General features: G+C 72.6%; 21 protein-coding genes, 1 tRNA gene and 4 pseudogenes. 10 read left to right on the top strand and 16 right to left on the bottom strand.

Going from position 1 to position 26,584, the window contains the following annotated elements; translation table 11 throughout:
- The first annotated feature begins 158 nt into the window (after nucleotides 1–158).
- Nucleotides 159–1,799, top strand: a complete 1,641-nt coding sequence (locus FU792_RS07385; protein WP_161600221.1) for an HNH endonuclease — start codon at nucleotides 159–161, stop codon at nucleotides 1,797–1,799.
- Nucleotides 1,796–2,872 (top strand): DUF2332 domain-containing protein, encoded by a 1,077-nt coding sequence (locus FU792_RS07380; protein ID WP_157609176.1) that lies wholly within the window; start codon nucleotides 1,796–1,798, stop codon nucleotides 2,870–2,872. Before FU792_RS07385 ends, FU792_RS07380 begins: the two co-directional genes overlap by 4 nt.
- 1 nt (nucleotide 2,873) lies before the next feature.
- Here the strand turns inward: FU792_RS07380 and FU792_RS07375 are convergent, their stop codons facing one another.
- Nucleotides 2,874–3,425 (bottom strand): HIT family protein, encoded by a 552-nt coding sequence (locus FU792_RS07375; protein ID WP_022923860.1) that lies wholly within the window; start codon nucleotides 3,423–3,425, stop codon nucleotides 2,874–2,876.
- A 406-nt stretch (nucleotides 3,426–3,831) separates the two neighbouring features.
- On the opposite strand from FU792_RS07375, the gene FU792_RS07370 reads away from it, so the two are divergent.
- Entirely contained in the window at nucleotides 3,832–4,317 is a 486-nt protein-coding gene (locus FU792_RS07370) for a nitroreductase family deazaflavin-dependent oxidoreductase (protein ID WP_149814667.1), read from the top strand.
- Nucleotides 4,318–4,341: 24 nt separating this feature from the next.
- Here FU792_RS07370 and FU792_RS07365 read toward each other — a convergent pair whose 3' ends face one another.
- Nucleotides 4,342–4,827, bottom strand: a complete 486-nt coding sequence (locus tag FU792_RS07365) for a GNAT family N-acetyltransferase (protein WP_022923858.1) — start codon at nucleotides 4,825–4,827, stop codon at nucleotides 4,342–4,344.
- Between the two features lie 68 nt (nucleotides 4,828–4,895).
- Complete coding sequence (gene thrS / locus FU792_RS07360; protein WP_022923857.1) at nucleotides 4,896–6,881, bottom strand: threonine--tRNA ligase; 1,986 nt, start codon at nucleotides 6,879–6,881, stop codon at nucleotides 4,896–4,898.
- A 151-nt stretch (nucleotides 6,882–7,032) separates the two neighbouring features.
- On the opposite strand from thrS, the gene FU792_RS07355 reads away from it, so the two are divergent.
- A complete protein-coding gene (locus tag FU792_RS07355) occupies nucleotides 7,033–7,533 on the top strand; it encodes an NUDIX hydrolase (protein ID WP_161600220.1) in 501 nt (166 codons plus the stop codon).
- A gap of 306 nt (nucleotides 7,534–7,839) precedes the next feature.
- Nucleotides 7,840–8,121 (top strand): hypothetical protein, encoded by a 282-nt coding sequence (locus tag FU792_RS17320; protein WP_202980410.1) that lies wholly within the window; start codon nucleotides 7,840–7,842, stop codon nucleotides 8,119–8,121.
- A gap of 646 nt (nucleotides 8,122–8,767) precedes the next feature.
- Here the strand turns inward: FU792_RS17320 and FU792_RS07345 are convergent.
- Complete coding sequence (locus tag FU792_RS07345; RefSeq protein WP_022923853.1) at nucleotides 8,768–9,244, bottom strand: MarR family winged helix-turn-helix transcriptional regulator; 477 nt, start codon at nucleotides 9,242–9,244, stop codon at nucleotides 8,768–8,770.
- Between the two features lie 127 nt (nucleotides 9,245–9,371).
- Here FU792_RS07345 and FU792_RS07340 point away from each other — a divergent pair.
- Nucleotides 9,372–10,263: pseudogene (locus FU792_RS07340) on the top strand (VOC family protein).
- Between the two features lie 102 nt (nucleotides 10,264–10,365).
- On the opposite strand, the gene FU792_RS07335 reads toward FU792_RS07340, so the two are convergent.
- Nucleotides 10,366–10,439, bottom strand: a tRNA-Val gene (locus FU792_RS07335).
- A gap of 135 nt (nucleotides 10,440–10,574) precedes the next feature.
- Between FU792_RS07335 and FU792_RS17145 the strand changes: the two genes are divergently transcribed.
- Nucleotides 10,575–10,748, top strand: coding sequence for a hypothetical protein (locus tag FU792_RS17145; RefSeq protein WP_193559857.1), 174 nt, complete (start codon nucleotides 10,575–10,577; stop codon nucleotides 10,746–10,748).
- A gap of 41 nt (nucleotides 10,749–10,789) precedes the next feature.
- Here FU792_RS17145 and FU792_RS18480 read toward each other — a convergent pair whose 3' ends face one another.
- Both FU792_RS18480 and FU792_RS07325 read right to left on the bottom strand, forming a co-directional pair.
- Nucleotides 10,790–10,918 carry a hypothetical protein gene (locus FU792_RS18480; protein ID WP_275100761.1) on the bottom strand — a complete coding sequence of 43 codons (129 nt, stop codon included), beginning with the start codon at nucleotides 10,916–10,918 and terminating at the stop codon, nucleotides 10,790–10,792.
- Between the two features lie 183 nt (nucleotides 10,919–11,101).
- Nucleotides 11,102–11,953: an aminotransferase class IV gene (locus FU792_RS07325; protein WP_202980409.1), complete on the bottom strand. Its 852-nt coding sequence runs from the start codon at nucleotides 11,951–11,953 to the stop codon at nucleotides 11,102–11,104.
- Between the two features lie 34 nt (nucleotides 11,954–11,987).
- Between FU792_RS07325 and pta the strand changes: the two genes are divergently transcribed.
- Nucleotides 11,988–14,081 (top strand): phosphate acetyltransferase, encoded by a 2,094-nt coding sequence (pta, locus tag FU792_RS07320; protein WP_022923849.1) that lies wholly within the window; start codon nucleotides 11,988–11,990, stop codon nucleotides 14,079–14,081.
- Nucleotides 14,078–15,346 (top strand): acetate/propionate family kinase, encoded by a 1,269-nt coding sequence (locus tag FU792_RS07315; protein ID WP_084485042.1) that lies wholly within the window; start codon nucleotides 14,078–14,080, stop codon nucleotides 15,344–15,346. Before pta ends, FU792_RS07315 begins: the two co-directional genes overlap by 4 nt.
- Nucleotides 15,347–15,538: 192 nt before the next feature.
- Here the strand turns inward: FU792_RS07315 and galK are convergent, their stop codons facing one another.
- The 3 genes and pseudogenes from galK to FU792_RS07300 form a co-directional block, all read right to left on the bottom strand.
- A complete protein-coding gene (galK, locus tag FU792_RS07310) occupies nucleotides 15,539–16,741 on the bottom strand; it encodes a galactokinase (protein WP_238706075.1) in 1,203 nt (400 codons plus the stop codon).
- Nucleotides 16,738–17,994 (bottom strand): FAD-binding protein, encoded by a 1,257-nt coding sequence (locus FU792_RS07305; protein WP_022923846.1) that lies wholly within the window; start codon nucleotides 17,992–17,994, stop codon nucleotides 16,738–16,740. Before FU792_RS07305 ends, galK begins: the two co-directional genes overlap by 4 nt.
- 39 nt (nucleotides 17,995–18,033) lie before the next feature.
- A pseudogene (locus tag FU792_RS07300) lies at nucleotides 18,034–20,173 on the bottom strand (alpha-galactosidase).
- A 106-nt stretch (nucleotides 20,174–20,279) separates the two neighbouring features.
- Here FU792_RS07300 and FU792_RS07295 point away from each other — a divergent pair.
- Complete coding sequence (locus tag FU792_RS07295; RefSeq protein ID WP_022923844.1) at nucleotides 20,280–20,483, top strand: hypothetical protein; 204 nt, start codon at nucleotides 20,280–20,282, stop codon at nucleotides 20,481–20,483.
- An 82-nt stretch (nucleotides 20,484–20,565) separates the two neighbouring features.
- On the opposite strand, the gene FU792_RS07290 is transcribed toward FU792_RS07295, so the two are convergent.
- From FU792_RS07290 to FU792_RS07265, 6 genes and pseudogenes are all read right to left on the bottom strand, one after another.
- Entirely contained in the window at nucleotides 20,566–21,390 is an 825-nt protein-coding gene (locus FU792_RS07290; RefSeq protein WP_149814932.1) for a sugar phosphate isomerase/epimerase family protein, read from the bottom strand.
- Between the two features lie 80 nt (nucleotides 21,391–21,470).
- On the bottom strand, nucleotides 21,471–22,670 hold the full coding sequence (locus tag FU792_RS07285; protein ID WP_022923842.1) for a dihydrodipicolinate synthase family protein: 1,200 nt from the start codon (nucleotides 22,668–22,670) through the stop codon (nucleotides 21,471–21,473).
- A gap of 76 nt (nucleotides 22,671–22,746) precedes the next feature.
- Nucleotides 22,747–23,889 (bottom strand): annotated as a pseudogene (locus tag FU792_RS07280) (Gfo/Idh/MocA family protein); the annotation flags it as partial.
- 4 nt (nucleotides 23,890–23,893) lie between these two features.
- Complete coding sequence (locus FU792_RS07275; protein WP_022923840.1) at nucleotides 23,894–24,709, bottom strand: ABC transporter ATP-binding protein; 816 nt, start codon at nucleotides 24,707–24,709, stop codon at nucleotides 23,894–23,896.
- Complete coding sequence (locus tag FU792_RS07270) at nucleotides 24,699–25,451, bottom strand: ABC transporter ATP-binding protein (RefSeq protein WP_022923839.1); 753 nt, start codon at nucleotides 25,449–25,451, stop codon at nucleotides 24,699–24,701. Before FU792_RS07270 ends, FU792_RS07275 begins: the two co-directional genes overlap by 11 nt.
- Nucleotides 25,448–26,502 (bottom strand): annotated as a pseudogene (locus FU792_RS07265) (branched-chain amino acid ABC transporter permease). The gene FU792_RS07270 and the pseudogene FU792_RS07265 overlap by 4 nt, the downstream one beginning before the upstream one ends.
- Between the last annotated feature and the right edge of the window lie 82 nt (nucleotides 26,503–26,584).

Raw genomic sequence — 26,584 nt, 5'->3', positions numbered from 1 at the left:
CACCGCAGCCGGAGCTGGACGCGGGGAGCACCCACGGGGTCGTGCACTCGCGGGCCGGTACCGTCCAACCCTGCTACCGGAGCGCTGCCTCCGAGCAGAGCTCCGGGGCCTCCTCGCCCGCCGCCTGCGCGCCCGGCCCATCTCGGTCGTTGTCCGAGGTGACCGATTGCCGCGACGCACTGATGACGCTGGGCGCCGACGACCTGCGTGCCCTCGACGACGACGCCCGGCTCGCGCTGCTGCGACAGCTGGAGGAGCTGACCCGGAGCGCGGCGGCGGTGAGCGCCCGGCTGCAGGTCGACTTCCGCGACTCCCAGATGGAGCAGCAGCAGGCTGCCGGCGTGCCCCGCTCGCGACGGGGCAAGGTGGTCGCCGACGAGCTGGCACACGCCCGGATGACCTCCCCCTACTGGGGCTCGCGCGAGCTCTCCAGTGCGCGGGCCCTCGTCGAGGAGATGCCGCAGACCCTCGCCGCGCTCACCGGTGGCCACATCGGCGCGCTGCAGGCGCGTGCCGACACCGAGGCCACCACCTGTCTCTCGGTGGAGGACCGGGCCGAGGTGGACCGCCGGCTCGCGCCGCGCCTGCCCGGGTCCTCGACCCAGGAGATCACCGGTGCGGCACGCTCCCTGGTCTACGAGATCGACCCGGCGGCCTATGTCGCGCGGGCCCGCAGGGCGGCGCAGGACCGTGGCGTGTCGGTCCACCCGGCGCCGGACGTCATGGCACGTCTCAGCGCCCACCTGCCGGCGCACCAGGCCGTCGCGTGCTACGCGGCGCTGCGCACGCACGCCACGGCGGCGCGCGCCAGCGGCGATCCGCGCGGACTCAACCAGCTCATGGCCGACGAGCTGCACCAGCGGCTCACCGGCCGGGCGGTCGTCGACGGCATCGACATCGAGGTCGGGCTGGTCATCACCGACCAGGCGCTGTTCGGCGGTGCGTCGGACGCGGCGGAGCTCGAGGGCTACGGCCCTGTCCCGGCGGAGGTCGCCCGGCAGCTGTTGCGTCCCGAGGACGCGGTTGGCGACGGCAATGGTGGTGGCCGAGGCAGTGGTGATCGCGGTGACGGTGTCGATGGCCGAGGCAGTGGTGATCGCGGTGACGGTGTCGATGGCCGAAGCAGCAGTCGTAGCCGTGGCGATCGTGGTGGTGACGGCCGTGACTGTGGCAGCAGCAGTCGTCGTGACGGCGGCAGCGGCCCCGGCAGCAGCTCTCAAGAGCTCTGCCCGGAAAGCGGGTGGTGCACGGACGCGTCCTGCGACCTGCTCCACGGGCCACCGATCACTCCACCGGCACACCCGGGATTCCCTGCTCCTCCTGCCCCTTCTCCCCCGTCACGTCCTGTCCCTCCCCACGCCACCGACTCGCCGGCCCACGAGTCTCCTGACGCCTCGAGGCCAGCTCCGTCCTGCGAACCCGACCGCGACCCCGAGCCAACCGCCGAACGGCGCGAGGCCGTCGTGTGGCTGCGTCGGCTCTGGGTCGACCCGGTGTCCCACGTGCTGGTCGAGCAGGACTCACGGCGGCGCCGGTTCACCGGCGAGCTGCGCCGGTTCGTCATCAGCCGGGACCGGACCTGCCGCAACCGCTGGTGCGGGGCGCCGATCCGCGACGTCGACCACGTCGTCCGGCACTCGGACGGCGGCGCGACGACCGCAGACAACGGCCGCGGGCTCTGCCACCGGTGCAACCTGGCTCGCGAACGACACCGCCATCGCCCGGCTCACGACCACCGCTCGGCACCTCCCCTGCTCCCCTCGCTGGGGGACAGCTCTGCCCGGCCACGAGCCGGGTGAGGGCCCCGGTGTCCCAGGAGCTCGATCAGATCCGGCGCCCGTTCCGGGAGTGGGCCCGGACGATGCAGCGCCAGGCGCCCTTCTACACCCGGATCGCGCGCCACGTCCTGGATCGTGACGACGTGCTGTCGCTGTTGTTCGCCTGTCCTGTGCCCGAACAGCGGACCCCGGTGCTCCTCTTCGCGGCGGTCCACGACCTCCTGCTGCAACACCCCGATCTCCCGCTGGCGCAGTGGTACCCCTCGATCGCCCCGGATCCGCGCGACGACGACCCCGGTCGGGCCTTCGTGGAGACCGTCGTGGCGCACCGGACCCACCTGGAACGCACCGTCGCGACGCGTTCCACGCAGACCAACGAGGTCGGGCGCTGCGCCCTCTTCCTGCCAGTCCTCGCCCGCCTCGCCGACGAGGTCGGGCCGCTCGCCCTCTTGGATATCGGTGCCAGCGCCGGCCTCGTGCTCAACTTCGACCGGTACTCCTACGACTACGACGGACGTGTCGTCCATCCGGTCGACGGCCCGAGCGCTGTCCGGGTGTCGTGCCGCACCGACGGGACGGTCCCGGTCCCGAGGGCGATGCCACCGATCGTCGACAGGCTCGGCCTGGACCAGCACCCCGTCGACGTGGCGAACCCGCTCGCCGCCCGCTGGCTACGAGCCTGCGTGTGGCCCGACCAGCTCGAGCGACTGGACCGGCTGGACGGTGCCATCGCCATCGCGCAGCACCAGCCCGTCGAGGTGCGGCGAGGCGATGCGGTTGATGATCTGGCCAGCGCGGTCGACGACCTCGACGGCCACCCGGTCGTGATGAACTCGTGGGTGCTCAACTATCTGACCGCTCGACGCCGGTCCGACTATGTCGAGGCTCTCGACCAGATCGGCGCTGATCGGGGCCTCTCGTGGGTCTTTGCCGAGTCGCCACACGTCACGCCCGACCTCCCGCACCCGAATGCGGACCACCCCGAGTCGACCCACCTCAACCTGGTCCGGTGGCGCGACGGAGTCCGCGCGGTCGAGTTCCTCGCCGAGTGCCACCCGCATGGCGTGTCCGCCACCTGGCGCCACGACGGGTGACCTAGCTCGCAGGCCAGTGCCCCGCGAGCTGCTCGCGGACGTCCTGCAGGAGCTGAGGCACGGCCTTGGTCTGCGCCACGATCGGCAGGAAGTTGGCGTCGCCCATCCACCGCGGCACGACGTGCTGGTGCAGGTGGGCGGCCACGCCTGCGCCGGCGACCTCGCCCTGGTTCATGCCGATGTTGTAGCCGGCCGGGTTGCTCGCGGCGGTGATCGCGTGGATCGCCTGCCGGGTCAACTCGGTGAACTCCGCGGTCTCCTCGGGCGTCATGTCGACGTAGAGCGAGACATGCCGGTAGGGGCAGATCAGGAGATGCCCGGGGTTGTAGGGGAAGAGGTTGAGCACGACGTAGCAGTGCTCACCCCGATGCACGACGAGGCTCTCCGCGTCTTCCTGACCGGGGGCGGCGCAGAACGGACACCCGGAGCCGGCGTCCGGGCTGGGCCGCTCACCACGCACGTAGGCCATCCGGTGCGGGGTCCAGAGCCGTTCGAAACCGTCCTGCGACCCCGCGAAGGTGATGGCGTCCTCGGGCTCGGGCACGGAGGTCATGGGCCGCAGTCTAGGGACACCGTCGCGATCCGTCGCGAAAGCCGTCATCGTCCTCTCATCCTCGCCTCACCGCGGCCTGGAGCAGGTGGTCGCCCGGCTCGCGGGCGCGGGCATCCCCTGCCTTAACCCGCTTCCCGGCGTGCGGCTGCTCCGCCGTTCGGAACGGCTGGAGCAGCGCCTCGTGGCCAGGGGTATACCCGTGCCACGGTCCCGGGTCGTGCAGACCTGGGAGCAGGTGCGGGTTGCAGCGGCCGAGGGACCGCTGGTGGTGAAGCGCTGGTCCCGCAGCCGTGGACGGGGCGCGGAGGTGCGCCGCGGCGGTGGCCGACCTCGTGAGGGCTCGCATCCGTGCGGACGACACGTGACCGGCGGGAACACTGGGTGCCCGGCCGGAGTTGGCCAGGTCATGGACGACAGCAGCGCACGGCACGACCTCGACGCCGCCGCGATCGGCGACCCGGCGGCATACCTGCCGGAGAAGAGCGACTGGGTGGCCACCCAGCTGCGCGACATCGACGCCGCGGGAGACACCGCCGCCGCGACGATCCAGGACCGACCGGTCGTGGTCATCACCATGCGTGGCGCCCGCAGCGGCATGCTCAGGCGGGTCCCGCTGATGCGGGTCGAGCACGAGGGCTCCTACCTCGCCGTCGCGAGCAAGGGCGGGGCGCCCGAGCACCCGGCGTGGTACTACAACGTGGCCAAGAACCCCGACGTCCTGGTCCAGGACGGCGCCAGCCAGCAGGCGCTGCGGGGCGCGCGAGCTCGGCGGGGCCGCGAGCGGGACGCGTGGTGGGAGCGCGCGGTGCAGACCTTCCCCAGCTACGCCGACTACCAGGAGAAGACCGACCGGCTCATCCCGGTCTTCGTCCTCGAGCCACTCGGCGGCTGACCCTGCTGCGGGCGTCCTACCCGCTCAGGGTTGGGTGGGCAGGCTGACCGAGGTCGCCTGCCGCACCACCGCGCGGACCGCATCCAGGACGGGAGCCGGCAGTGCAACGTCGCCCGCGACCTCGACCCGCTCGTCGCCACGCTCCCGCGCCCAGCTGATGACCTGACGGACCAGGGCGAGACAGACCGCCTCCTCACCGACGGTGTCCGCCGGACCCAGTGCGGAGAGGACGAGCAGCCGCGGAGCACCCGCGAGGTGGGGCAGCATCGTGCGGCGGACCACCGCGACCCCGACGTGCTCGCCGTCGTGCTCGGCGACCCAGGCCGGGAGGTCGTCGGCGCGCCGGTGCCAGGCGCTGGCGAAGGCACGCACGTGCATCGGCTCGCCCGCGTCCGGGTCGGTGCCGGCCCTGACCAGAGCCTGCTTGTGCAGCGCGCCGAGCAGCAGCGCCTCGTCGTCGGCGAGCGCGCGCACGCGCACACCCTGCGCGGCCTCCCCCAGTGTCGGCATACCTGCTCCTGCTCCGTCGGGTGAGCCGATCCTAGGTCAGGGGTATGCCGGTGCGCCGGGCGCGGACCTCAGACCTGCACGCGGTCGCGCACCGCGGTGACGATCCGCTGGACCGCCTCGTCGACGGGGACGGCGTTCTCCTGCGAGCCGTCGCGGAAGCGGAAGGAGACCGCGCCGGCCTCGGCGTCCTCGCCACCGGCGATGAGGATGAACGGAGCCTTGGACCGGCTGGCGTTGCGGATCTTCTTGGGGAAGCGGTCGTCGCCGTGGTCGACCTCCACCCGGATGCCGTGCTCCCGGAGCCTGCCGGCGACGTCGTCGAGGTAGCCGTAGAAGTCCTCCGCCACGGGCACCCCGACGACCTGCACCGGCGCGAGCCAGGGCGGGAGCTGACCGGCGTAGTGCTCGATGAGCACCCCCATGAAGCGCTCGACCGAGCCGAGCTTGGCCGAGTGGATCATCACCGGTTGCTGACGGCTCCCGTCCGCGGCGGAGTACTCCAGCCCGAAGCGCTCCGGCTGGTTGAAGTCGTACTGCACCGTCGACATCTGCCAGGTCCGGCCGATCGCGTCCCGGGCCTGCACCGAGATCTTGGGCCCGTAGAAGGCGGCACCACCGGGGTCGGGCACGAGCTCCAGCCCGGAGTCCCGCGCGACCTCCTCGAGCACGGCCGTCGCCTCGGCCCACTGCTCGTCGGTGCCGATGAACTTGTCCTTCTTCTCCCCTACCTCGTCGCGGGTGGACAGCTCGAGGTAGAAGTCGTCCAGGCCGAAGTCGCGCAGCACCCCGAGCACGAAGGTCAGCAGGTGCCGGATCTCGTCCGGCGCCTGCTCGCGGGTGACGTAGGAGTGCGAGTCGTCCATCTCCAGCCCGCGCACCCGGGTCAGTCCGTGCACGACCCCGGACTTCTCGTAGCGGTAGACGTGCCCGAACTCGAACAGCCGCAGCGGCAGGTCGCGGTAGGAGCGCTGCTGGCTGCGGTAGATGAGGTTGTGCATGGGGCAGTTCATCGCCTTGAGGAAGTAGCGCTGACCGTCCTCCTCCATCGGCGGGAACATCGTGTCCTCGTAGTACGGCAGGTGCCCGGAGGTGTGGAACAACCCCTCCTTGGCGACGTGAGGGGTCCCGACGTACTCGAACCCCTCGTCGATGTGCCGCTGGCGCAGGTAGTCCTCCATGACCCGCTTCAGGACGCCGCCCTTGGGGTGGAAGACGGGCAGGCCTGCGCCCAGCTCCTCGGGGAAGGAGTAGAGGTCCATCTCCGCGCCCAGGCGGCGGTGGTCACGCTTCTCGGCCTCCGCGAGACGGTCGAGGTAGGCCTTGAGCTCGTCTTTGGACGGCCAGGCGGTGCCGTAGATCCGCTGCAGCTGCGGGTTCTTCTCGCTGCCCCGCCAGTAGGCCGCGGCGCTGCGCATGAGCTTGAAGGCGTTGCCGATGATCTTGGTGCTCGGCAGGTGCGGGCCGCGGCACAGGTCGCCCCAGACCTTCTCGCCGCTGCGGTCGAGGTTGTCGTAGATGGTGAGCTGGCTGCCGCCGACCTCGACGCTCGCGCCCTCGGCGGCTTCCTCGGAGGCGCCACCCTTGAGGCCGATGAGCTCGAGCTTGTAGGGCTCGGTGGCCAGCTCCTCCCGGGCGGCCTCGTCGTCGACCTCGCGCCGGGCGAAGGTCTGCCCGGAGTTGATGATGCGCTGCATCGTCTTCTCGAGGCGCTTGAGGTCGTCAGGGGTGAACGGCTCGGCGACGTCGAAGTCGTAGTAGAAGCCGTCGCGCACCGGCGGCCCGATGCCCAGGCGGGCCTCGGGCCACGTCTGCTGCACGGCCTGGGCGAGCACGTGGGCGCACGAGTGGCGCAGCACGTCCAGCCCGTCCGGCTCGGTGACGAGCACCGGCTCCACGACGTCGCCGTCGGCGAGCTCGTGGTGCAGGTCGCGCAGCTCGCCGCCGACCCGCGCGACGACCACCTGACGGTCGTCGCCGACGAGGTCGCCCGCGGTCGTTCCCTGCTCGACCGCTCGCTCGCTGCCTGCGACACTGACGGTGATCTGGGTGGACACGCTGGTGCTCCTCGGCGATGGGGTATGACGTGCGCCGCGCGCGCCCGTCGGTCGCCCAACCCTACCCGCCGGATCGCGGACGTTGGCACCGGATATCGGGTCGCGCACGGCGCGCGGACCGGCCCGGGGCAGAGCGCCTAGGGTGCTGGTCGTGGGCGCAGTCGAGGACCGGGAGCCGGAGGACGGCATCACCAAGCACTTCACCGTGGCGGTCTTCGTCGTCCACGCGGGGCACGTCCTGCTGCACCCGCACCCCAAGGTCGGCCTGTGGCTTCCGCCCGGCGGACACATCGAGCCGCGTGAGCTCCCCGACGACGCGGCGCGGCGCGAGACCCTCGAGGAGACCGGCCTGGCGGTCGAGCTCGTCGGCTCCCCCGGCATACCTCACGACGCACCGGGCTCGCCCCGGCAGCTCGTGCGCCCTGAGGGCATCCAGGTGGAGGACATCTCGCAGGACCCGCCGCACCAGCACATCGACCTCATCTACTTCGCCGTCCCGCGGCCCGGTTGGGAGCCTGGCCCGGGCGGCCTGCCGCAGGTGTCGGACACCTACGGGATGACGTGGCTGGACGCCCCCGCCATGTCTGGCACTCCCCTGACGACCGAGGTGTCGGCGTGGGCGACCAAAGCACTACATACCGTCGTAGTCTGACTGCTACACTGTGTAGTACCTAGTCGGACACGTCGAAAGTAGGCATCATGAGCTCCGCCACAGCTTCGGCCACCACCACGGCCACCCGCCTCACGGCACGGGACCACGAGGTTCTGCCCGTGGCCGGTGCCTGGATGCTGGCCATCACCCGCATCGCCTTCGGCTTCTACTTCCTGTGGGCGTTCCTGGACAAGACCTTCGGTCTGGGCTACGCGACCCCGGGCGAGCGCGCCTGGATCAACGGCGGCAGCCCCAACCGGCTACCTCAGCGGTGTCGAGGGTCCGCTCGCCGGCTTCTACAACGGCATGGCCGGCATGGTCGTCATCGACTGGCTCTTCATGCTCGGCCTGCTGGGCATCGGCGTCACCCTCATCACCGGTGCCGGAGCCCGCGTGGGCGCCCTGGCAGGAGCGCTGATGTACCTGTTCATGTACGGCGCGGCGATCCCGACCGTGAACAACCCGTTCCTGGACGACCACCTCACCGGCGCGCTGGTGCTGCTCACCGTCGCCGCCATCCCGGCCGCGTGGAGCACCCTCGGGCTCGGCGACTGGTGGGCACGGACCGCCCCCGCGTTCCTGCGCTGACCAGCACGGCACCACCACGACAGCCCCGGTCCTCGACCGGGGCTGTCGCATGTGGTCAGGGGGTGAGCCGCTCCCTTGCGGACGGGCCGTCCGGTGGTGCGACGGGGTCCTGGTGGCCGCTGCTGGTCGTCGCGGCCGCCGTCACCCCGTTGAGCTGGCGGTGGAGCGACCGGCGCTGGGGGACGCCGCCGGCTCGATGCACGCGATGGGCTCGCCGCGGACCTCGGGCCGTCGCCGATCTGACCCTCGGGCGGAAGGGGGCAGAGACGGAGGCCGCGGGCACGCTCCCTGCCTCCACCGAACCCGGCGCTGGTCCTCACCATGTGCGTCAGCGCCATCATGACGGGCTCCATCGGGTAGGCGTGCTGGATGCCCAGGGGAAGGCGGATGTCCTCACCGTGCACATTGGCCTCGCCCAGCCGGGTGGCTATGGGTGGCGGCGGGCTGCAGGTGCGGTCTGCCATAGCGCGGGACGCGGCCAGCGTCTGGACCGGGTCGGTGGCCTTGCGCTCCGCCACTCCCTCCTCGTTCGCCCGGTCGACGTCGAAGCGGGCGCAGACCATCTGACGCACGAAGCCGAACCGGGTCGTGAGGGCCGAGTCGGTGAGGTGGGCGACGACGTCGTGCACCGACCACCCGCGGCGGTTCATGACCGGTCCAGCATGGTCCCATCGGGATCGATACGCCGCAGGATCGCCGTGGTGATAGCCGTCAGCTGCTCGATCTGCGTGGGGGTCAGCGCGTCGACGACGGCGTCGCGGACGGCGGCGACGTGACCCGGCGCAGCTGCCCGGACCGCCTCCCACCCGTCGTCGGTCAGCCGGGCATTCGTGGCGCGGGCATCCTCGGGACACGGCATACGCGACACCAGGCCTCGACCCTCGAGACGCCGAACCACGTGCGAGAGCCGCGGGAGGGTGGCGTTGGTCTGGGCCGCGAGCGCGGTCATCCGCAGCGTCCGGCCGTCTGCCTCGGAGAGCATGGCCAGCGTGAAGTACTCGAAGTGGGTGAGCCCGCTGTCCCGCCGCAGTTGCGTGTCGAGCACACCGGGCAGCAGCTCCAGCACGGCTGCCATCCGGACCCAGGCCGCGCGCTCGGCATCGGTCAACCACGTCGTCGTCATCGCACCAGTATCACCGATGGTTGACGGGACAACCTCCGCCACCGACGAGGCGGGGTCAGTTGTACCGACAACTATGCGGTGGTACGGTGGCCTAATTAGTTGACACGACAACTTCCGAGGGCCCATCATGACCACCGATCTCCTCCTGCCGGGCACCACCACCATGGACGCCGTCACCCTGCACGTGGCCGACCTCCCGGGCATGACGGACTACTACCGTGACGCGCTCGGCCTCGAGGAGCTGCCCGGCGACGCCGCGCGCACCGCCGTCGACCGTGGCTCCCCCGCCGTCGGGCGGGCCGACACCAGCGTCCTCGGTCGCGGACGCGACGCACTCGTCGTCCTCGTCCACACCCCCGGCCTCCCCGCCCCGGCACCCGGCCAGGCAGGCCTGTTCCACACCGCGCTGCTCTTCCCGGACCGAGCCGCGCTCGCGGACGTCGTCGCCCGGGCAGGCCAGCACCCCGCTCGATCTTCGTCGGCTCCGCCGACCACCTGGTCTCGGAGGCGTTCTACTTCACCGATCCCGAGGGCAACGGCATCGAGCTCTACCGGGACCGGCCGCGCGAGCAGTGGAGCTGGCACGGCGGCCGGGTGGCCATGGACTCCCTCCCCCTGGACCCGCAGGCGTTCCTGCGCGACCACCACCTGGAGCAGGCCCCCAGCACCGCCGAGGTGGGCCACGTGCACCTCAAGGTCGGCGACGTCCCCACCGCGCGGGCCTTCTACGTCGACGCCCTCGGCTTCGAGGTCACCGCCCAGTGGAACGGCGCGATCTTCGTCTCGGCCGGTGGCTACCACCACCACATGGCCATGAACAGCTGGGGCAGCCGCGGCGCAGGCGCCCGGCCGCCACCATCGGCCTCGGGCAGGTCTCCATCGTGGTACCGGCCACCCAGGACGTCGACGCACTCGCCGAGCGACTCCGCCACCACGAGATCCCCGCCCAGCACGACGGCCGCACCCTGCACTTCGAGGACCCCTGGCGCAGCCTCCTCGAGGTCAGCGCCGCGACGTGACGCGATGACGAGGCCCCCACAGGCGACGGCCGCCAGCCACGACGAACGCCCCTCGACCGCGTCTCCGCAGGCCAGGGGCCTCATACCGCACCTCGAACCGGGTGGACGTGAAGGGACTCGAACCCCTGACCTCTCGCGTGTGAAGCGAACGCTCTAACCAGCTGAGCTACACGTCCGGACGTGCCCTCGGGCACGGGGAGGAAGTCTAGCCTCCCCGTGCCCGGGCGACGAAATCGCCTCGGCTGGTGCCTCAGCTGGTGCTACCGGCGGTGTAGACCTGCTGCTCGACGTTCCCGAAGTAGGGGCCGTACATGACGTCCCGCTCCACCTGGTACGAAGGAGTTCACCCAGTTGAGGACGCCGCCGGTGATCCAGCCACCCCGCTGGAGCCGCCGGTCATCGAGCACGGCAGACGGTGGTCGGTGGTGCCGCGCGTGTCCGGTCCGGCGACCCCGGAGCAGCGCCACAGCTCCTCCCCGTCGTAGGGGCTGGCCGCCGGGTAGCCGAAGGCGTCGAAGGTCAGGCCCTAGTCCGTGGTCACCACGTCGCCGTTGGCGCTTTCGGTCGCGGTGCCCGAGCACACGTAGTTGGCGCCGCCGCAGGCCACGGCACCGGTGCTGATGAGGGCCAGAGTGCGCTTTCCAGCAGGACGCACACGTCTACTCCTCGTGAGAGGGACGGACGCCGTCGCTGACGTGCTCCTTCGAACGTAGCCACATTCCCGTGCGGTTGTCACCGCTGACAGGTCAAGTCTCCGTCAAGGATCGAGGGTCCGCGCGGCCCGCTCTGCGAAGACCCGCAGGGCCCGCTGCGCCATCGGGCCGGCTGTTCCCCCAGGTCACGGGGGGTCAGCCCGGGCACGGCCAGCTCTTGACCGCTCGTCAGCAGCACCGGGTCGTGGACGTCCCAGCCGGTGCAGGGCGGTGATGTCGCGGATGCTGCTCGAGAGCCAGATCTCGTCGGCCTCGGCCAGCACCGACAGCGGCAGCGCCTCCTCGACCACGTCGACGCCGTCCTCGCGCAACCACTCGACGACCAGCCCGCGGGTGACCCCGGCCAGCGGTCCCGAGCCGAGGCCGGGGGTGCGCACGGTGTCGCCGGTCACGACGAAGACGTTGGTGCCGGTCCCCTCGCACAGCATCCCCGCGGTGTTGGCGAGGATCGCCTCGGAGTGCCCGCGCGCCTTCGCCGCCGCGAGCGCGACGACGTTCTCCGCGTAGGACGTCGACTTCACCCCGGTGAGCGCCCCCCGCTCGTTGCGGACCCAGGGCACCACGAGCGCGGAGGTCATCGCCGGGATGGGGTCCTGCTCGACCGCGGTGACGACATACGTCGCGGCTCCCGGGACCCGGTCGCTGCCCAGCGGCCCGAGCCCGGCGGTGACGGTGTAGCGCAGGCGGCCGAACGGCATACCTCCCTCGGCGAGGACCGCAGCGATGCCCTCCCCGACCCGGTCCCGGTCCAGCGGCTCCAGGCCGAGCGCCGCGAGCGACCGGTCCATCCGGTCGTGGTGCCGCGTGAGCGCGAAGACCTCCCCGTCCACCTTGCACGTCTCGAACACCCCGTCGCCGACGGTGATCCCGTGGTCCAGCGCCGGCACCGAGCCCTCCGGCCCGACGAGGGCGCCGTCGACCCACACCCGCACCGCGGAGAGTCCACCGGCAGCGGTCAACGAGCTCGACGTGTCCATGGACGCAGCGTAAGACGTGGCTATCGTGGGACCCGTGAGCACCTCCCTGTATGTCGCGTCCGCCGAGCCCCGGTCCGGTAAGTCGGCGGTGGCGGTCGGGCTGCTCGCCCAGCTGTGCGCCCTCGGCGGCCGGGTCGGCGTCTTCCGCCCCGTCGTGCAGGACCGGGAGCACGACCCGCTCCTGCACCTGCTGCACCCGCTCTCGACGTCGGCGTCGGCCATCGAGGACGCCGTCGGGGTGACCTACGACGACCTGCACCGCCAGCACGACGCGGCCATCGGCGACATCGTCGACCGGTTCCACCGGTATGCCGCCGAGCACGAGCGGGTGCTCGTCGTCGGCTCGGACTACACGGGGGTCACCGCCCCCACCGAGTTCTCCACCAACGCCGGCATCGCCGCCAACCTCGGCGCGCCCATGCTGCTCATCATCCCCGCCGCCGGCCGCGGCGTGGAGGACACCGCCACCGCTGCGGCCGTCACCGTGCAGGAGGCGCTGAGCCGGCACGCGGCGGTCGCGGGCGTGCTCGCCAACCGCGTCGACGACGACCTGGACGAGGTGTCCGCGGCGGTCCGCGACGCGGTCGCCGAGCAGGTGGCCGGCGGCGGCAGCGACCCGGTCGTCCTCGCGATGCCCGCCGACCCGCTGCTCGCCGCCCCGACGGTCGGCGACCTCATGGCCGCGACCGACGGCATACTCCGGGCGGGTGACGAGACCCTCCTCGAGCGAGAGGCGACCGGGCTCATCATCGCCGGGATGACCATGCCCAACGTCCTGGACCGGCTGCGCGAGGGCAACGTGCTCATCTGCCCCGGCGACCGCGAGGACGTGCTGCTGGGCGCCATCCTCGCCCACCGGTCCTCGACCTTCCCCTCGCTCGGGGCCATCGTCCTCAACGGTGGGCTGCGCCCCAGCGAGCAGGTGTCTCGGCTCGTCGAGGGCCTCGCGGTGGAGCTGCCGATCATCGGCTGCGAGGGCGGGACCATGCGCACGGCGATGACCATGCACGACGTCGTCGGCCGCATCACCCCCCGCTCGCAGCGCAAGATCGAGCACGCCCGGTCCCTGGCCCAGCAGCACGTCGACCTCACCCGGCTGCTCCCCGTCGAGGACGACACCGGTCGCCGGTCCGGCGTGGTGACCCCGCTCATGTTCGAGCACGAGATCATGGCCCGGGCGCGAGAGACGGGCGCGCACGTGGTGCTGCCCGAGGGCGGGGAGGACCGGATCCTGCGGGCGGCCGACACCGTGCTCGCCCGCGGGGTCGCCCGGCTCACGCTGCTCGGTGACGAGGCGCAGGTGCGTGAGCGGGGGGCGGCGCTGGGCCTGCGGCTCGACGCCGCCGAGGTCGTCGACCCGCTCACCAGCGACTGGCGCGAGGACTTCGCCCGGACGTATGCCGAGCTGCGGGCACATAAGGGCGTCACCCTCGAGCAGGCCCAGGACATCCTCACCGACCCGGCCTACTTCGGCACCCTCATGGTCAAGACCGGGCGGGCCGACGGCATGGTCTCCGGGTCGATCACCACGACCGCGCACACCATCAGGCCGGCGCTGGAGGTGATCCGCACCTCCCCCGGCGTCTCGGTCGTCAGCTCGGTGTTCTTCATGTGCCTGGCCGACAAGGTTCTCGTCTACGGCGACTGCGCCATCAACCCCGACCCGGACGCCGAGCAGCTCGCCGACATCGCGATCTCCTCGGCCGCGACGGCCGCCCAGTTCGGCGTCGAGCCGCGGGTGGCGATGCTGTCCTACAGCACCGGCGGCTCGGGCAGCGGGGCCGACGTCGACAAGGTGCGCACGGCGACCGACCTCGTGCGTGAGCGGGAGCCCTCGCTCCTGGTCGAGGGGCCGATCCAGTACGACGCCGCCGTCGACCCCTCCGTCGCGGCCACCAAGCTCAAGGACTCCCCCGTCGCCGGACAGGCCACCGTGCTCGTCTTCCCCGACCTCAACACCGGCAACAACACCTACAAGGCGGTGCAGCGCAGCGCCTCCGCGGTGGCGGTCGGTCCGGTGCTGCAGGGGCTCAACGCCCCGGTCAACGATCTGTCCCGAGGCGCGACGGTCCGCGACATCATCAACACCGTCGCCATCACGGGGATCCAGGCGGGGGCGGGCCGATGAGCGCGGACCAGGGCGCTGGGGCGGGCGGCCGGAGCGGCGCGGGGCGCGGCGCTGGGAGCGGCGCCGCGGGAGGCGACCCGGTCGTGCTCGTCGTCAACGCCGGCTCCTCGTCGGTGAAGTACGAGCTGCTCGACCCGCACACCGGGGCCTCGCAGGCCAAGGGGCTGGTGGAGCGCATCGGCCTGAGCGACGGGGTGGCGCGCCACACCGTGGGCGGGAGGACCCACGAGCAGGTCCTCGACGTGCCCGACCACGCGGCGGCGCTGCAGCTGGCGACCCGCGCCTTCCAGGAGCACGGCCCCACCCTCGCCGACGTCGACCTGCTCGCCGTGGGGCACCGGGTCGTGCACGGCGGCGCGGAGTTCGCCGACCCCACGCTCATCACCCCGGAGGTCATCGCGACCGTCGAGCGCCTCGTGCCGCTCGCACCGCTGCACAACCCCGGCAATCTCGCGGGTATCGCCGCCACGCAGGAGGCGTTCCCCGATGTTCCCCAGGTCGCGGTCTTCGACACCGCCTTCCACCAGGGCATGCCGGAAGCCGCCGCGACCTACGCCGTGCCCCGGCAGTGGCGCGAGGAGCACCGGGTGCGGCGCTACGGCTTCCACGGCACCTCCCACGCCTACGTCTCCCGACGGGCCGCCGACCTCCTGGGCCGTCCGCTGGAGGAGGTGCGCAGCATCGTGCTGCACCTGGGCAACGGGGCCAGCGCCGCTGCGGTCGACGGCGGCCACAGCGTCGACACCTCGATGGGCTTGACCCCGCTGGAAGGGCTGGTCATGGGCACCCGTCCGGGTGACCTCGACCCCGGGGTCGCCGGGCACCTGGGCCGGGTGGCCGGGCTGTCGACCGAGGAGGTCGAGCGTGCGCTGGCCAAGGAGTCCGGGCTGCTCGGGCTCACCGGCTCGGCGGACTTCCGGCAGGTCATGGCGCGGCGGGCGGACGGGGACCCGGCAGCGGTGCTGGCCTTCGAGGTGGTCGTGCACCGGGTGCTGCGCTACGTCGGGGCCTTCGCCGCGGTGCTCGGCGGGCTCGACGCGCTGGTCTTCACCGCGGGGGTGGGCGAGAACAACGTCGAGCTCCGCGCGGCCGTCCTGCAGCGACTGGCCGGGTTCGGCGTGCTCCTCGACGCACCCGCCAATGCCGCTGCCGACGGCGAGACCCTCATCACCACCGCGGACAGCCGGGTCGCGGGCTACGTCATACCGACGGCGGAGGAGTGGGAGATCGCCCGGCAGGCCGCCGCTCTGGTCACCCGCACCTGACCCCTCCCCCCTCCCACCGAGCGCCGCCCATGGTTGGCACACCACCCACCGCACGCCGCCAATGGTTGGCACAACGCCTGATGACCGCCGCCGTCTGAGACGACGGTGGCGTCCTCGCACCGTGAGGTCGTCGACCGGAGGACCCGAGAAGCAACCATTCACGGCGCTCGGTGGGTATGCGGCCGGGCCGGCTCAGGAGAGCCGGTGCGCCGGGGCGCTCGGCGTGGCCCGGAGCAGGTGAGGGGCCTGGAGACCCTCGGCGAGGAAGGCCTCGTGCACCGCGGCAGCGACGTCCTCGACGTCGCCGCGCCGCACCAGGGCCAGCGCCGATCCGCCGAAGCCGCCGCCGGTCATCCGCGCGCCGGCCGCCCCCGCCTGCCGGGCCGCCTCGACGGCGAGGTCGAGCTCCCGGCACGACACCTCGTAGTCGTCCCGGAGCGACACGTGCGAGGCCACCATGAGCCGGCCCACCTCCTCGGCGTCCTCCTGGCCCAGGGCCGCGACGAGGTCGAGCACCCGGGTGTTCTCGGAGAGCACGTGCCGCACGCGGCGCTGCGCCTCGCCGTCCCCCTCGAGCCGGCCCAGCACCTCGTCCACGTCCGCGCCGTGCAGCTCGCGCAGGCTGGCCACCCCGAGGCTGCGGCAGGCGCGCTCGCAGGTGCTCCGGCGCGCGGCGTACTGTCCGTCGGCCAGGCTGTGGTGGGCCCGGGTGTCGATGACGAGCACCTCGTGACCGGGCAGGGTCCACGGCACCGGGGTGAGCGAGAAGTCGTCGCAGTCGACGAGCAGGGCGTGCCCGTCCACCGCGCGCAGCGAGACGGTCTGGTCCATCCCCCCGGTCGCCGCGCCGGCGTAGTCGTTCTCCGCGCGCAGCACCCGCCCACCTGCGCCAGCTCGGCCCGGTCGACCGCGGCCAGCCCCCGGCACCAGCTCGGCCAGGGCCAGGGCGCCGGAGCAGGACAGTGCGGCCGAGGAGGACAGGCCCGCCCCGAGCGGCACACGGCCGTCCACGAGGATGTCGGCGCCCACCGGGCCACCCGCCCGCTGCGCCAGGATGGCGACGACGCCCGCGACGTAGGCGACCCAGCCCCCGGGCGACCCGGCGCGGATCTGGTCCACCTCGCCCTCCCAGGCCTGTCCGGGCGCCTGCCGCGAGACCACCCGCAGCCGCCCGTCCGGCCGGGTCCGCACCGCGCAGTAGGTGCGGTGGGCCAACGCGAAGGGCAGGCACCAGCCGCCGTTGTAGTCGGTGTGCTCGCCGATGAGGTTGATCCGCCCGGGGGCGGCCCACACCCCGTCGGGGGCACCTCCGATCTCCCGCGCGAACGCCGCCCGCAGGTCCGGCTCGACCTCCTCGTCGGCCGTCGCCGGCGACCACCGCACCTCGTCCGTCACAGTCCCACCCTCTCCAGGTAGTCGTTGCGCAGCGCACCGCGCGGGTCCAGTCGGGCGGCCAGCCCGAGCATCCGTCCACGCTGCGGGTAGAGCTCCTCGATGCGCCGCGCGAGCGCGCGCTCGTCGAAGAGCTTGCCCCAGTGCGGCCGTGCCCCCAGCGGCTCCAGCCCCTCCTCGATCCTCGGGATGAGCGCCTCGACCGCCCGCTGGTCCGGGGACCACGTGAAGTGGAAGGCCACGCAGTCCTCGCCCCGGGTGAGCCCGAGCCACTGCTGCCCTACCGCGACGCTGCGCATCTCGCACGCCTGCGTCAGGGGGCCCAGGGCATCGGCCAGGCCGCGCAGCGCGTCGATGGCCTCACCGGCGCGCGAGCGGGGCAGCAGCCACTCGGACTGCACCTCGGCGCCGTTGGAGGGCATGAAGTCGAGCCGGAAGTGCGGCAGCCGGTCCAGCCACGGGCCGGGCACGCCTCCCTGGCGGGTGCACCGCTCCCCCGGCCCGTCGCGCATCATGTGCCGCTGCCCGTCGGCTGCGGTGAGCCCGAGCGCCCGGGGGTCGCCGCCGGTGCTGTCGGTGCGCTGCTTGACCCACACCTGGTGCGGGGCGTCGGCGTCGGCCCAGTCGGTGAAGACCGAGACGCTGGTGCCCAGGCCGGTCACCGCGTCGAGGTCGGCCGCGACCGCGTCCCAGGTCAGGCCCTCGTAGACCGTCTGGGCGACGTCGTAGGTCGGCTCGACGTCGAGCTCGAGGGCGACCACGGCGCCGAGCGTGCCGAGCGAGACCACCGCTCCCCCGAAGTCTTCCTCGCCCCGCTCCAGCCGCACCTGCCGACCCTCGGTCGTGACGATCTCCACCGCCGCGACACCCTCGGCGAGGGAGGGTATGCCGTCTCCCGAGCCGTGCGTGTCCGTCGCCACGGCGCCGGCGACGGTGATGTGCGGCAGCGAGGCCATGGCGTGCAGGCCCCAGCCCTGCTCGTGCAGCCGGCGGGCGACCTCGCCGTAGGCGGCGCCGCCCTCGACGCGGGCGCGCTGCCGGTCGCTGTCGACGCTGACGTCGACCGGCAGCCGACCCAGGCCCACCATGGTGCCGGTGGTGTCGGCGATGCGGTTGAACGAGTGCCGGGAGCCCAGGAGCCGCACGCGCTGGGCCGACGACATCACCTCCGCCAGCTGCTCCAGGCCCTCGGGCTCGACCAGCTCGACCGCCGAGTAGGTGAGGTTCTTGGCCCACGTGCTCCCCGCGCCGCTCATGGGCTCATCCTAGGCCGCACCGCCGACAGCGGCCCGGCCTCAGACCGAGACCGCCCGCCAGATCTGGCCGTGCTCGGGGTCCAGGGGTTGCATCGGCAGGCCCACCTCGGCGAGCACCCGGCCGGGCAGCACGACCCCGTCCACGGCCCACGGCACCACCCCGGGACCCGCCCGCAGCGGATCCTGGCCGGGGCGCTCCAGGGTCACCCGGTAGCGCGCGTCCGCGTCGAGTCCGGGCAGCCGCACCCGGTGCGGTCCGGTGGTGGCGGGCCGCGCCAGCGCGGCGACCTGGAAGAGCGCCGTGGACCGGTCCTGGGCCACCGTGCCGTGGACCCAGGTCGCCTCGTCGTGGTGGTCGCCGTTGACGACCCGCCCGGTATGCAGCAGCTCGCGGTGCGCGCGGTGGAAGGCCACCCACGCCTCCAGCTCGGCGAGCTCGGCCTCGGTGCAGGTGGCCAGGTCCCACTCGATCCCCAGGTGCCCCCACAGAGCCGTCCCGGCGCGGAAGTCCAGGTCGTGGCGGCGGCCGGTGGTGTGCGAGCGGCCCGAGGCGATGTGCGTGCCGACGAGCTCGGGCGGGAGCAGGAGCATGGTGCCGCGCTGGATCTGCTGGCGCTCCAGCGGGTCGATGCAGTCCGAGGCCCAGACGCGCACCGCCCGCTCCAGGATCCCCAGGTCGACCCGCCCGCCGCCGGCCGAGCAGGACTCGATCTCCAGCCCGGGGTGGGCGGCCAGCAGCTCGTCCATGAGCCGGTAGACCGCGAGCGTGTGCTCCCGCACCCCCGGCTCGCCGCCCGGGGTGTGACCGGCGTCGTTCAGGTAGCGGTTGTGGTCCCACTTGAGGTAGGCGATGTCGTAGCGGTCCAGGAGCGCCCGCAGCTGGTCGCGGACGTGGGCGTAGGCGCCCGCGTGACCCAGGTCGAGCACGTGCTGCTGGCGCGACTCCAGACCTCGACGACCCCCGGCGGAGAAGATCCACTCCGGGTGCGCCCGCGCCAGGTCGGAGTCCAGGCTCACCATCTCCGGCTCCACCCAGAGGCCGAACTCCATCCCGGCGGCGTGCACGTGCTCGATCAGGGGGTCCAGCCCGTCCGGCCAGACGTCCGGCGAGACCACCCAGTCCCCCAGGCTGCTCGTGTCGTCGCGGCGTCCGCCGAACCAGCCGTCGTCGAGCACGAACCGCTCGGCCCCCACCCGCGCACCCCGGTCGACGAGGTCCGTCAGCCGGTCGAGGTCGTGGTCGAAGTAGGTCGCCTCCCAGTTGTTCAGCGTCACCGGGCGGGGCCGGTCGGGGTGGTGGGGTCGGCTGCGCAGCCAGGCGTGGAAGCGCCCGGCGACCTCGTCGAGCCCGGTGCCGTGCGCGGCGTACAGCCACGGGGTGGTCAGGCTCTCACCCGGGCCCGAGCCGGACCTCGCCGTGCTCGAGCCGCTCCCCCGACCCCAGGACACGGGAGCCGTTGAAGAGCCGCTCGGCGTAGGTCATCTGGTTGCCGCTCCACCCCAGGTGCACCGCCCAGACCTGGCCGTGCCCGAACCCGAAGCCCGGCTCCCCCGCGCACAGCAGGTGCACCGCGTCCAGGCCGGTGCGTCCGGTGCGCACCTCCCGGCTGTGCACGCCGACGGAGAACGGCTGGCGCTGCGGCACCCGCTCCATGGTGTGGCGTCCGGCGAAGTCCAGCAGCTCCCCGGCCCGCTCCGGCACCGGCAGCGCGACGCGGACGGCACCCACGTCATACGTCTCCTCGCCGGTGTTGGTCAGGGTGGCCCGGGTGCGCAGCAGCCCGCCCGGATGCAGCTCGAGCTCCAGCTCGACCGCGAGGTATGCGCCCGCGTCGGCCCCGCGGACGACCACCCGCTGGGTGCCGTCCGCCAGCGTGGTGCGGTCGGGCGGCCCGTCGGTGCGGAAGGCCGGGGACCAGTCCCGTCCGGCGCGACTCCCCTCGACGCCGGGCCGGCCCAGCCAGGCACGGGCGTGCTCGGGCAGCATGCTCACCTGGTCGGCGCGGTCGAACGGGCTGTCGCCGTGGGCGACCTGCGTCGAGATGACCACCGCGGCGAGGTCGTCCGCACCCAGCTCGCCGAGGTCGGCACCCCAGTGACGGACGACCGGGAGCAGGTCGTCGGAGAGGTCCAGGACGAGGGAGGTGCCTGCCGAGCGCAGGTGCAGGAGCGAGCTCACGTCGATCACCCCACTGCACCGGGTGGCCCGGTGTCCAGTCGGCGGGCCGGGCCAACGTTCACGTCGCGTCCACCGCCGCGCCACCTGCGCTGGCTACGGTCGGCCGGTGGCCAAGGAGCTGGAGTTCATCAGGGGCGTCGACAAGCTGCACGCGTTCTACACCGAGCACGTGCGGATGCTCGCGCACGCCTACGACCTGAGCGACGAGGACGCCGCGCGGATCCTGGACCGCTTCGACTTCAAGAACGTCTCCCGCTCCATCCTCGCCCCGGCGCGGGTCGACCTCTTCGAGGCGCCGCCCGAGCTCTGAGGCGCACTCGTACGCAGAAGGTGTACCTCTGCGAGGATGCATGACCGCAGAGGTACACCGTCTGCGTAGGAGTCGGGTTGCGTCAGAGGGAGGGCTGCACGAGCTCGACGTAACGACGCGCCATGGTCGAGACCACGTCGGCACCCGGGGCCGCCCAGACGTCGGCGTGGAAGATCTCCACCTCGACGTCACCCGTGTAGCCGGCCTGCGCCACCCAGGAGGTGAACGTCGGGAAGTCGATGTGACCGTCGCCCATCATCCCGCGGCTGAGCAGCGCGTCGGCCGGGAAGGGCGTGATCCAGTCGCACACCTGGTAGCTCGCGATCCGCCCGGCGGCGCGCGCGACCTGCTCCTCGACGCCGGGCTCCCACCAGAGGTGGAAGGTGTCGACCACGACCCCCACCGTCGCGGGGTCGAAGTGCTCGGCGATGTCGAGCGCCTGGCCCAGGGTGGAGACCACCCCGCGGTCCGCGGCGAAGATCGGGTGCATCGGCTCGATGCCGAGCAGGACGCCGTGCTCGGCGGCCACCGGCTCCAGGTCGGCGATGGCCTGCGCCGCCCGGTCCCGAGCCCCGGCGAGGTCCTTGTCGCCGTCGGGGAGCCCTCCGGGCACGAGGACCAGGGTGGCGGCGCCCAGCGCCGCCGTCTCCCGGATGGCCTCGACGTTGGCCTCGTGCGCGGCCGCCCGCGCGTCGGCGTCGCGCACGGTGAAGAAGCCGCCGCGACAGACCGAGGACACCCGGAGCCCCGCCTCCCGCACCCACCGCACCGCGGTGTCCAGGCCCACCTCGGCCACCGGCTCACGCCAGACGCCGATCGAGGGCAGCGCAGCGGTGACGCAGCCGTCGATCGCCTCGCGCAGCGACCAGCCGGCGCAAGTCCGCTGGTTGAGCGACAGTCGCCGCAGCCGCGCGTCCCCGGGCTCGGGCGTAGGGACCGATGCCGGTATGCCGGACGGGACGTCCAGCGCGGCGCGCACGTCGGCGCTCACGGCGTCAGGCCCGCTCCGGCGAGCCAGGTCCGCAGCCGGTGCGCCGCGAGTTCGGGGTCCGGCAGCAGGCGCGCCTCGTCGGCCAGCTCGAAGACCCTGGCGAGGTGGACCGGGCTGCGGGCCGACTGCATGCCTCCCACCATGACGAAGCCGGGCTGCTGACCGGTCAGCCAGGAGAGGAAGGCGATCCCGGTCTTGTAGTGGAACGTGGGGGTTTCGAAGAGGTGCCGGGACAGGGGCAGGGTCGGCGCCATCTCCCGGTCGTAGCCCTCCTCGTCGCCCTCGTCGAGCGCGGTGAGCGCGGCGGAGGCGGCCGGCGCCACGGCCGCGAAGGCGCCGAGCAGCGCGTCGGAGTGGTGGGTGCCGTCGCCCCGGATGAGCTCGGGGTAGTTGAAGTCGTCGCCGGTGTAGAGGCGCACCCCCTCGGGGAGCGCGGCCCGCAGACCGACCTCGTGCTCGGCCGAGAGCAGGGACACCTTGACGCCGTCGACGACGTCGGCGCGGTCGTGGACGAGGCGCAGGAAGGCCTCGGTGGCGGTGGGCACGTCCCGGCTGCCCCAGTAACCCGCGAGGGCGGGGTCGAACATCTCCCCGAGCCAGTGCAGGATCACCGGCTCCTCCGCACGGTCCAGCACCGGGTCCAGGACGCTGCGGTAGTCGGCCTCCCCCTCGGCGACGGCCGCGAGCTGCCGCGACGCCATGACGATGACCTGCGACCCGGTGCCCTGGACGAAGTCCACCTGCTCGAGGTATGCCTCCCGCACCGCGCCCAGGCTGGTGGCCCCGGGCGCGTGGTCGGTGCCGGCGCCAGAGGCGATGCGCGCCCCCAGCTCCTGCGCCTGGGCCGCGCTGCGGGTCACCAGCTCCTGCACCGCGGCCCAGTCGAGGCCCATGTTGCGCTGCGCCGTGTCCATCGCCTCGGCCACGCCGAAGCCGTGGCGGAACAACCCCCGGCGGAAGGCCAGGGTGGCGTCCCAGTCGACGCGGGCCGGTGCCCCGGGGGTGTTGTCACCGTAGGGGTCGGCGACCACGTGGGCGGCCGCGAACGCCACCCGGCGGGTGTAGGGCTGCGGGTGCTCCTCCCACCTGCGGGGCTCGTGCAGGTGCACGGTGCGCCACGAGCCGTCGGCCGCGGGCAGCGACACCGCACCGGAGGTGGAGGTGCCGGCGGCACCCGTGACGGTGGCGGTGCTCATCCGACCGGCTCCGTGGCGCGCTGCCGCTCCGTCGCCGGCGCGGGCTGCTCGCCGCCGGCTCCACGGAAGCGGCTGCGACCTCGGTCATGTCGACGCTGCGCCGCTCGGCGGAGGAGCGCAGGCCGGCCTCGACCAGCTGCAGCCCCCTCACCCCGGCCGCGATGTCGTAGGGGTGCGGGCGGCCGGCGTGCACGTCGGTGAGGAACTGCTCCCACTGCGCCCGGAAGCCGTTGCCGAACTCGGTGTTGTCGGGGATCTGGGCCCACTGCGCCCGGAAGTCCTCCTCGGTCGGCAGGTCCGGGTTCCAGACGGGCTTCGGGGTGCTGACGGCCGGCTGGATGCGGCAGCCGAAGAGCCCGGCCACGGCTGAGCCACGGGTCCCGTCCACCTGGAACTCGACCAGCTCGCCCCGGTCGACACGCACCGCCCAGGAGGAGTTGACCTGGGCGATGACCCCGCCCGCCAGCTCGAAGATCGCATAGGCCGCGTCGTCCGCGGTGGCGGCATACTCCTGCCCCTGCTCGTCCCACCGCGTCGGGATGTGGGTGACGGCCCGGGCGGTGACCGACTCGACCGCGCCGAAGAGGTTCTCCAGCACGTAGTTCCAGTGGCAGAACATGTCGAGCACCATGCCGCCGCCGTCCTCGGCGCGGTAGTTCCAGCTGGGCCGCTGGGCGGGCTGCACGTCGCCCTCGAAGACCCAGTAGCCGAACTCGCCCCGCACCGACAGGATGCTGCCGAAGAAGCCGGAGTCGATGAGCCGCTTGAGCTTGATGAGGCCGGGCAGGTACAGCTTGTCGTGGACCACCCCGTTGATGATCCCGGCCTGCGCCGCGGCGTCCACCATCTCCTGGCCGTCGCCGACCGTCTCGGCGATGGGCTTCTCGGTGTAGATGTGCTTGCCCGCCGCGATCGCCCGCAGGATGGCGCCCTTGCGCTCGCTCGTGACCTGGGCGTCGAAGTAGACGGTGGCGGTCTCGTCGGCCAGCGCCGCGTCGAGGTCGGTGGTCCAGTCGGCGACGTCGTGCCGCCGGGCCAGCTCCTCCAGCTTCTCGGCGTTCCGGCCGACGAGGACCGGCTCGATCTGGATGCGCTCCCCGGAGGGCAGCTGCACGCCCCCGGCGTCACGGATCGCGAGGATGGAGCGGACGAGGTGCTGGCGGTAGCCCATGCGGCCGGTCACGCCGTTCATGATGATGCGGGTGGTGTAGGTGGCCATGGTGTCAGGTCCTTTCGGGGGCGGGGCTGCTCAGCTCGGGCGAGCGCGCCTCGGAGGGGGTGGGGTCCTCGGCCGGGTCGGCGTCGCGGGCGCCGCCGCCTCCTCCGAGGTAGAGCTCGGCGAGCTGCGGGTCCTCCAGCAGCTCGGGGGCGGGCCCGGTGATGTGCACCCTGCCCAGGTCGAGGACGCAGCCGATGTCGGCGGTCTCCAGGGCGCGCCGGGCGTTCTGCTCGACGAGCAGCACCGCGATCCCGGCCTCCCGCATCCGGACGACCTGCTCGAAGACGACGGAGGTCGTCTTCGGGTCCAGGCCCATGCTCGGCTCGTCCAGGAGCACGACCTTGGGGCTGACCATGAGCGAGCGGGCGAACTCGACCTGCTTCTGCTGGCCTCCGGACAGGGCGCCGGCGAGGGCGGCCCACCGGTCGGCGACGACGGGGAAGAGGTTCTTGACGAACTCGACCCGCTCCTGGACCTTCGCCTTATCCTTGACCGTGTAGGCGCCCAGCGAGACGTTCTCGGCGACGGTCATCTCCTTGAAGACGCTGTGGCCCTGGAGCACGTGCGACAGGCCGTGCCGGATCATCGACTGCGGGCCGGAGCCGGTCACCTCCTCGCCGTCGACGACGATGGACCCCGAGCGGGGGGCCAGCATGCCGCTGGCCACCTTGAGCACGGTGGACTTGCCGGCGCCGTTGGGACCGACGAGGCAGACGACCGAGCCGGCGGGCACCTTGACGGTCAGCCCGCGCAGGACGAGCGCGGCGCGGCCGTAGCCGGCCTCGATGTCGTTGAGCTCGAGAAGGTTCTCAGACGCCAAGGTAGGCCTCCAGCACTCGGGGGTCCTGCTGGACCTCGGACGGCGTGCCCTCCGCGATGGGGGCACCTCGGTCGAAGACGACGATGTGGTCGGACAGGCTCATCACCATGTCCATGTTGTGCTCGACGATGATGAAGGTCCTCCCCTCGGCGTTGAGCTCCTGCACCAGGGTGCCGATCCGCCCGATGAGGGCCGGGTTGACACCGCCGGCGGGCTCGTCGAGCAGGATGGTGTCGGGGTCGCCCATGAGCACCCCGGCCAGCTCCAGCAGCTTCTGCTGCCCGTAGGAGATGTCCTGGGCCAGCGAGCCCTCGAGGTGGTCAATCCCGACCCGCCGCAGCAGCTCGCGCGCCCGCTCCACCTGCCGGCGGTTCTGGCTGGACCCGGCGAGCTGGCGCAGCCCGGTGGGGCGGACCGCCACGAGCAGGTTCTCCAGCACGGTCATCCGGGGGAAGGTGCGGCACAGCTGGAAGCTGCGCCCCAGGCCGGCGGCGCAGATGCGGTGCGGCGCGCGGCGGGTGATGTCCCGCCCCCGGAACCGGACCGTGCCGGAGTCCGGCGCGATCATGCCGGTCACGATGTTGAAGAAGGTGGACTTCCCGGACCCGTTGGGCCCGATGAGGGCGTTGACCTTGCCCTCGTGGAAGGTCACCGTGGCGCCGTTCACCGCCTGCACGCCGCCGAAGGCCTTGGACAGGCCCTCGGTCTGCAGGCTGGGGCGCACGTCCTGCTGCACGCTCATGATCGTCCCTTCCCGGTCGTCGCGTGGCGCGCGTCCTCGACGCGCTCCGCCTCGGTCTCGGCGTCGGCCTCGGTCTGCGCCCGCCGCTGGGCGTCGATGGCCCGGTTGCGCTCGAGCAGCTCGGCGGCGCTCTCCTCGCGGATCGAGGTGGCCGCGGGGCGGAAGCGGTGCACCACGCCGAGCAGCGCGGGCACCACCCCCTCCGGCATGAACAGCACCACGACGGCCAGCAGCAGGCCCAGCGCCACGAGGTGAAACTGGCTGTCGCCGTACTGCGCCTTGAAGACCTCCATCGCGTAGCCGACGACCACCGCACCCACCACCGGGCCCACGAGCGAGCGGATGCCCCCGAAGAGGGACATGAGCACCATGTAGGAGCCGGTGAGGATGGAGAACTGGAAGACCGGGTCCAGGTTGCCGAACCAGAGGGCGTAGAGGCCGCCGGCCAGGCTGGTGAAGAACGCGGAGATGACGAAGACGACGAGCTTGTAGCGGAACGTCGGACCCCCAGCGCCTCGGCCTTGTCCTCGTCCTCGCGGATGGCCTTGAGCCCGGCGCCGAACTGCGAGCGGTCGATGAGCCACCACACGACGAGCGCGATGCCGATGAGGAGCAGGAAGAGGAGGTAGAACCGGGTGTGCTGCTCGGGGCGCAGCACCGAGCTGTCGAACGGCCGCGGGACGCGCAGCCCCTCCGACCCGCCGGTCACCGACGCCCAGCTCTGGAACACCAGGAGCAGGATGAGGACCAGGGCGATGGAGACGATGACGAAGGAGGCTCCGCGGACCCGCAACGAGGCGATGCCGATGGGGACCGCCAGCAGCGCGACGGCGACCGCACCCAGCACCAGCGCGACCCAGGGGTTGATGCCGGTATGCGTGGTGAGCAGCGCCACGGCATACCCACCGAGGCCCGAGTAGGAGGCGTGGCCCAGGGAGATGTAGCCGGTGAAGCCGCCGACGAAGTTCCAGCCGACGGCGAACGCGGCGTAGCTGGCGATGACGACCGCCACCGACAGGATGAAGGCGTCCGGCGCGAGCCAGGGCACCATGAGCGCGAGCACGACCGCCACGGCTCCCAGACCGGCCTTGGCCAGGCGCAGACGGCGGTCGAAGCGCTGACCGGCGCTGTCG

Origin of the sequence: Serinicoccus marinus DSM 15273 (genome assembly GCF_008386315.1) — a bacterium.
Taxonomy (GTDB): domain Bacteria; phylum Actinomycetota; class Actinomycetes; order Actinomycetales; family Dermatophilaceae; genus Ornithinicoccus; species Ornithinicoccus marinus.
The sequence above is the reverse complement of the archived record's forward strand: the minus strand, read 5'-3'. Positions and strand labels throughout refer to the sequence as shown.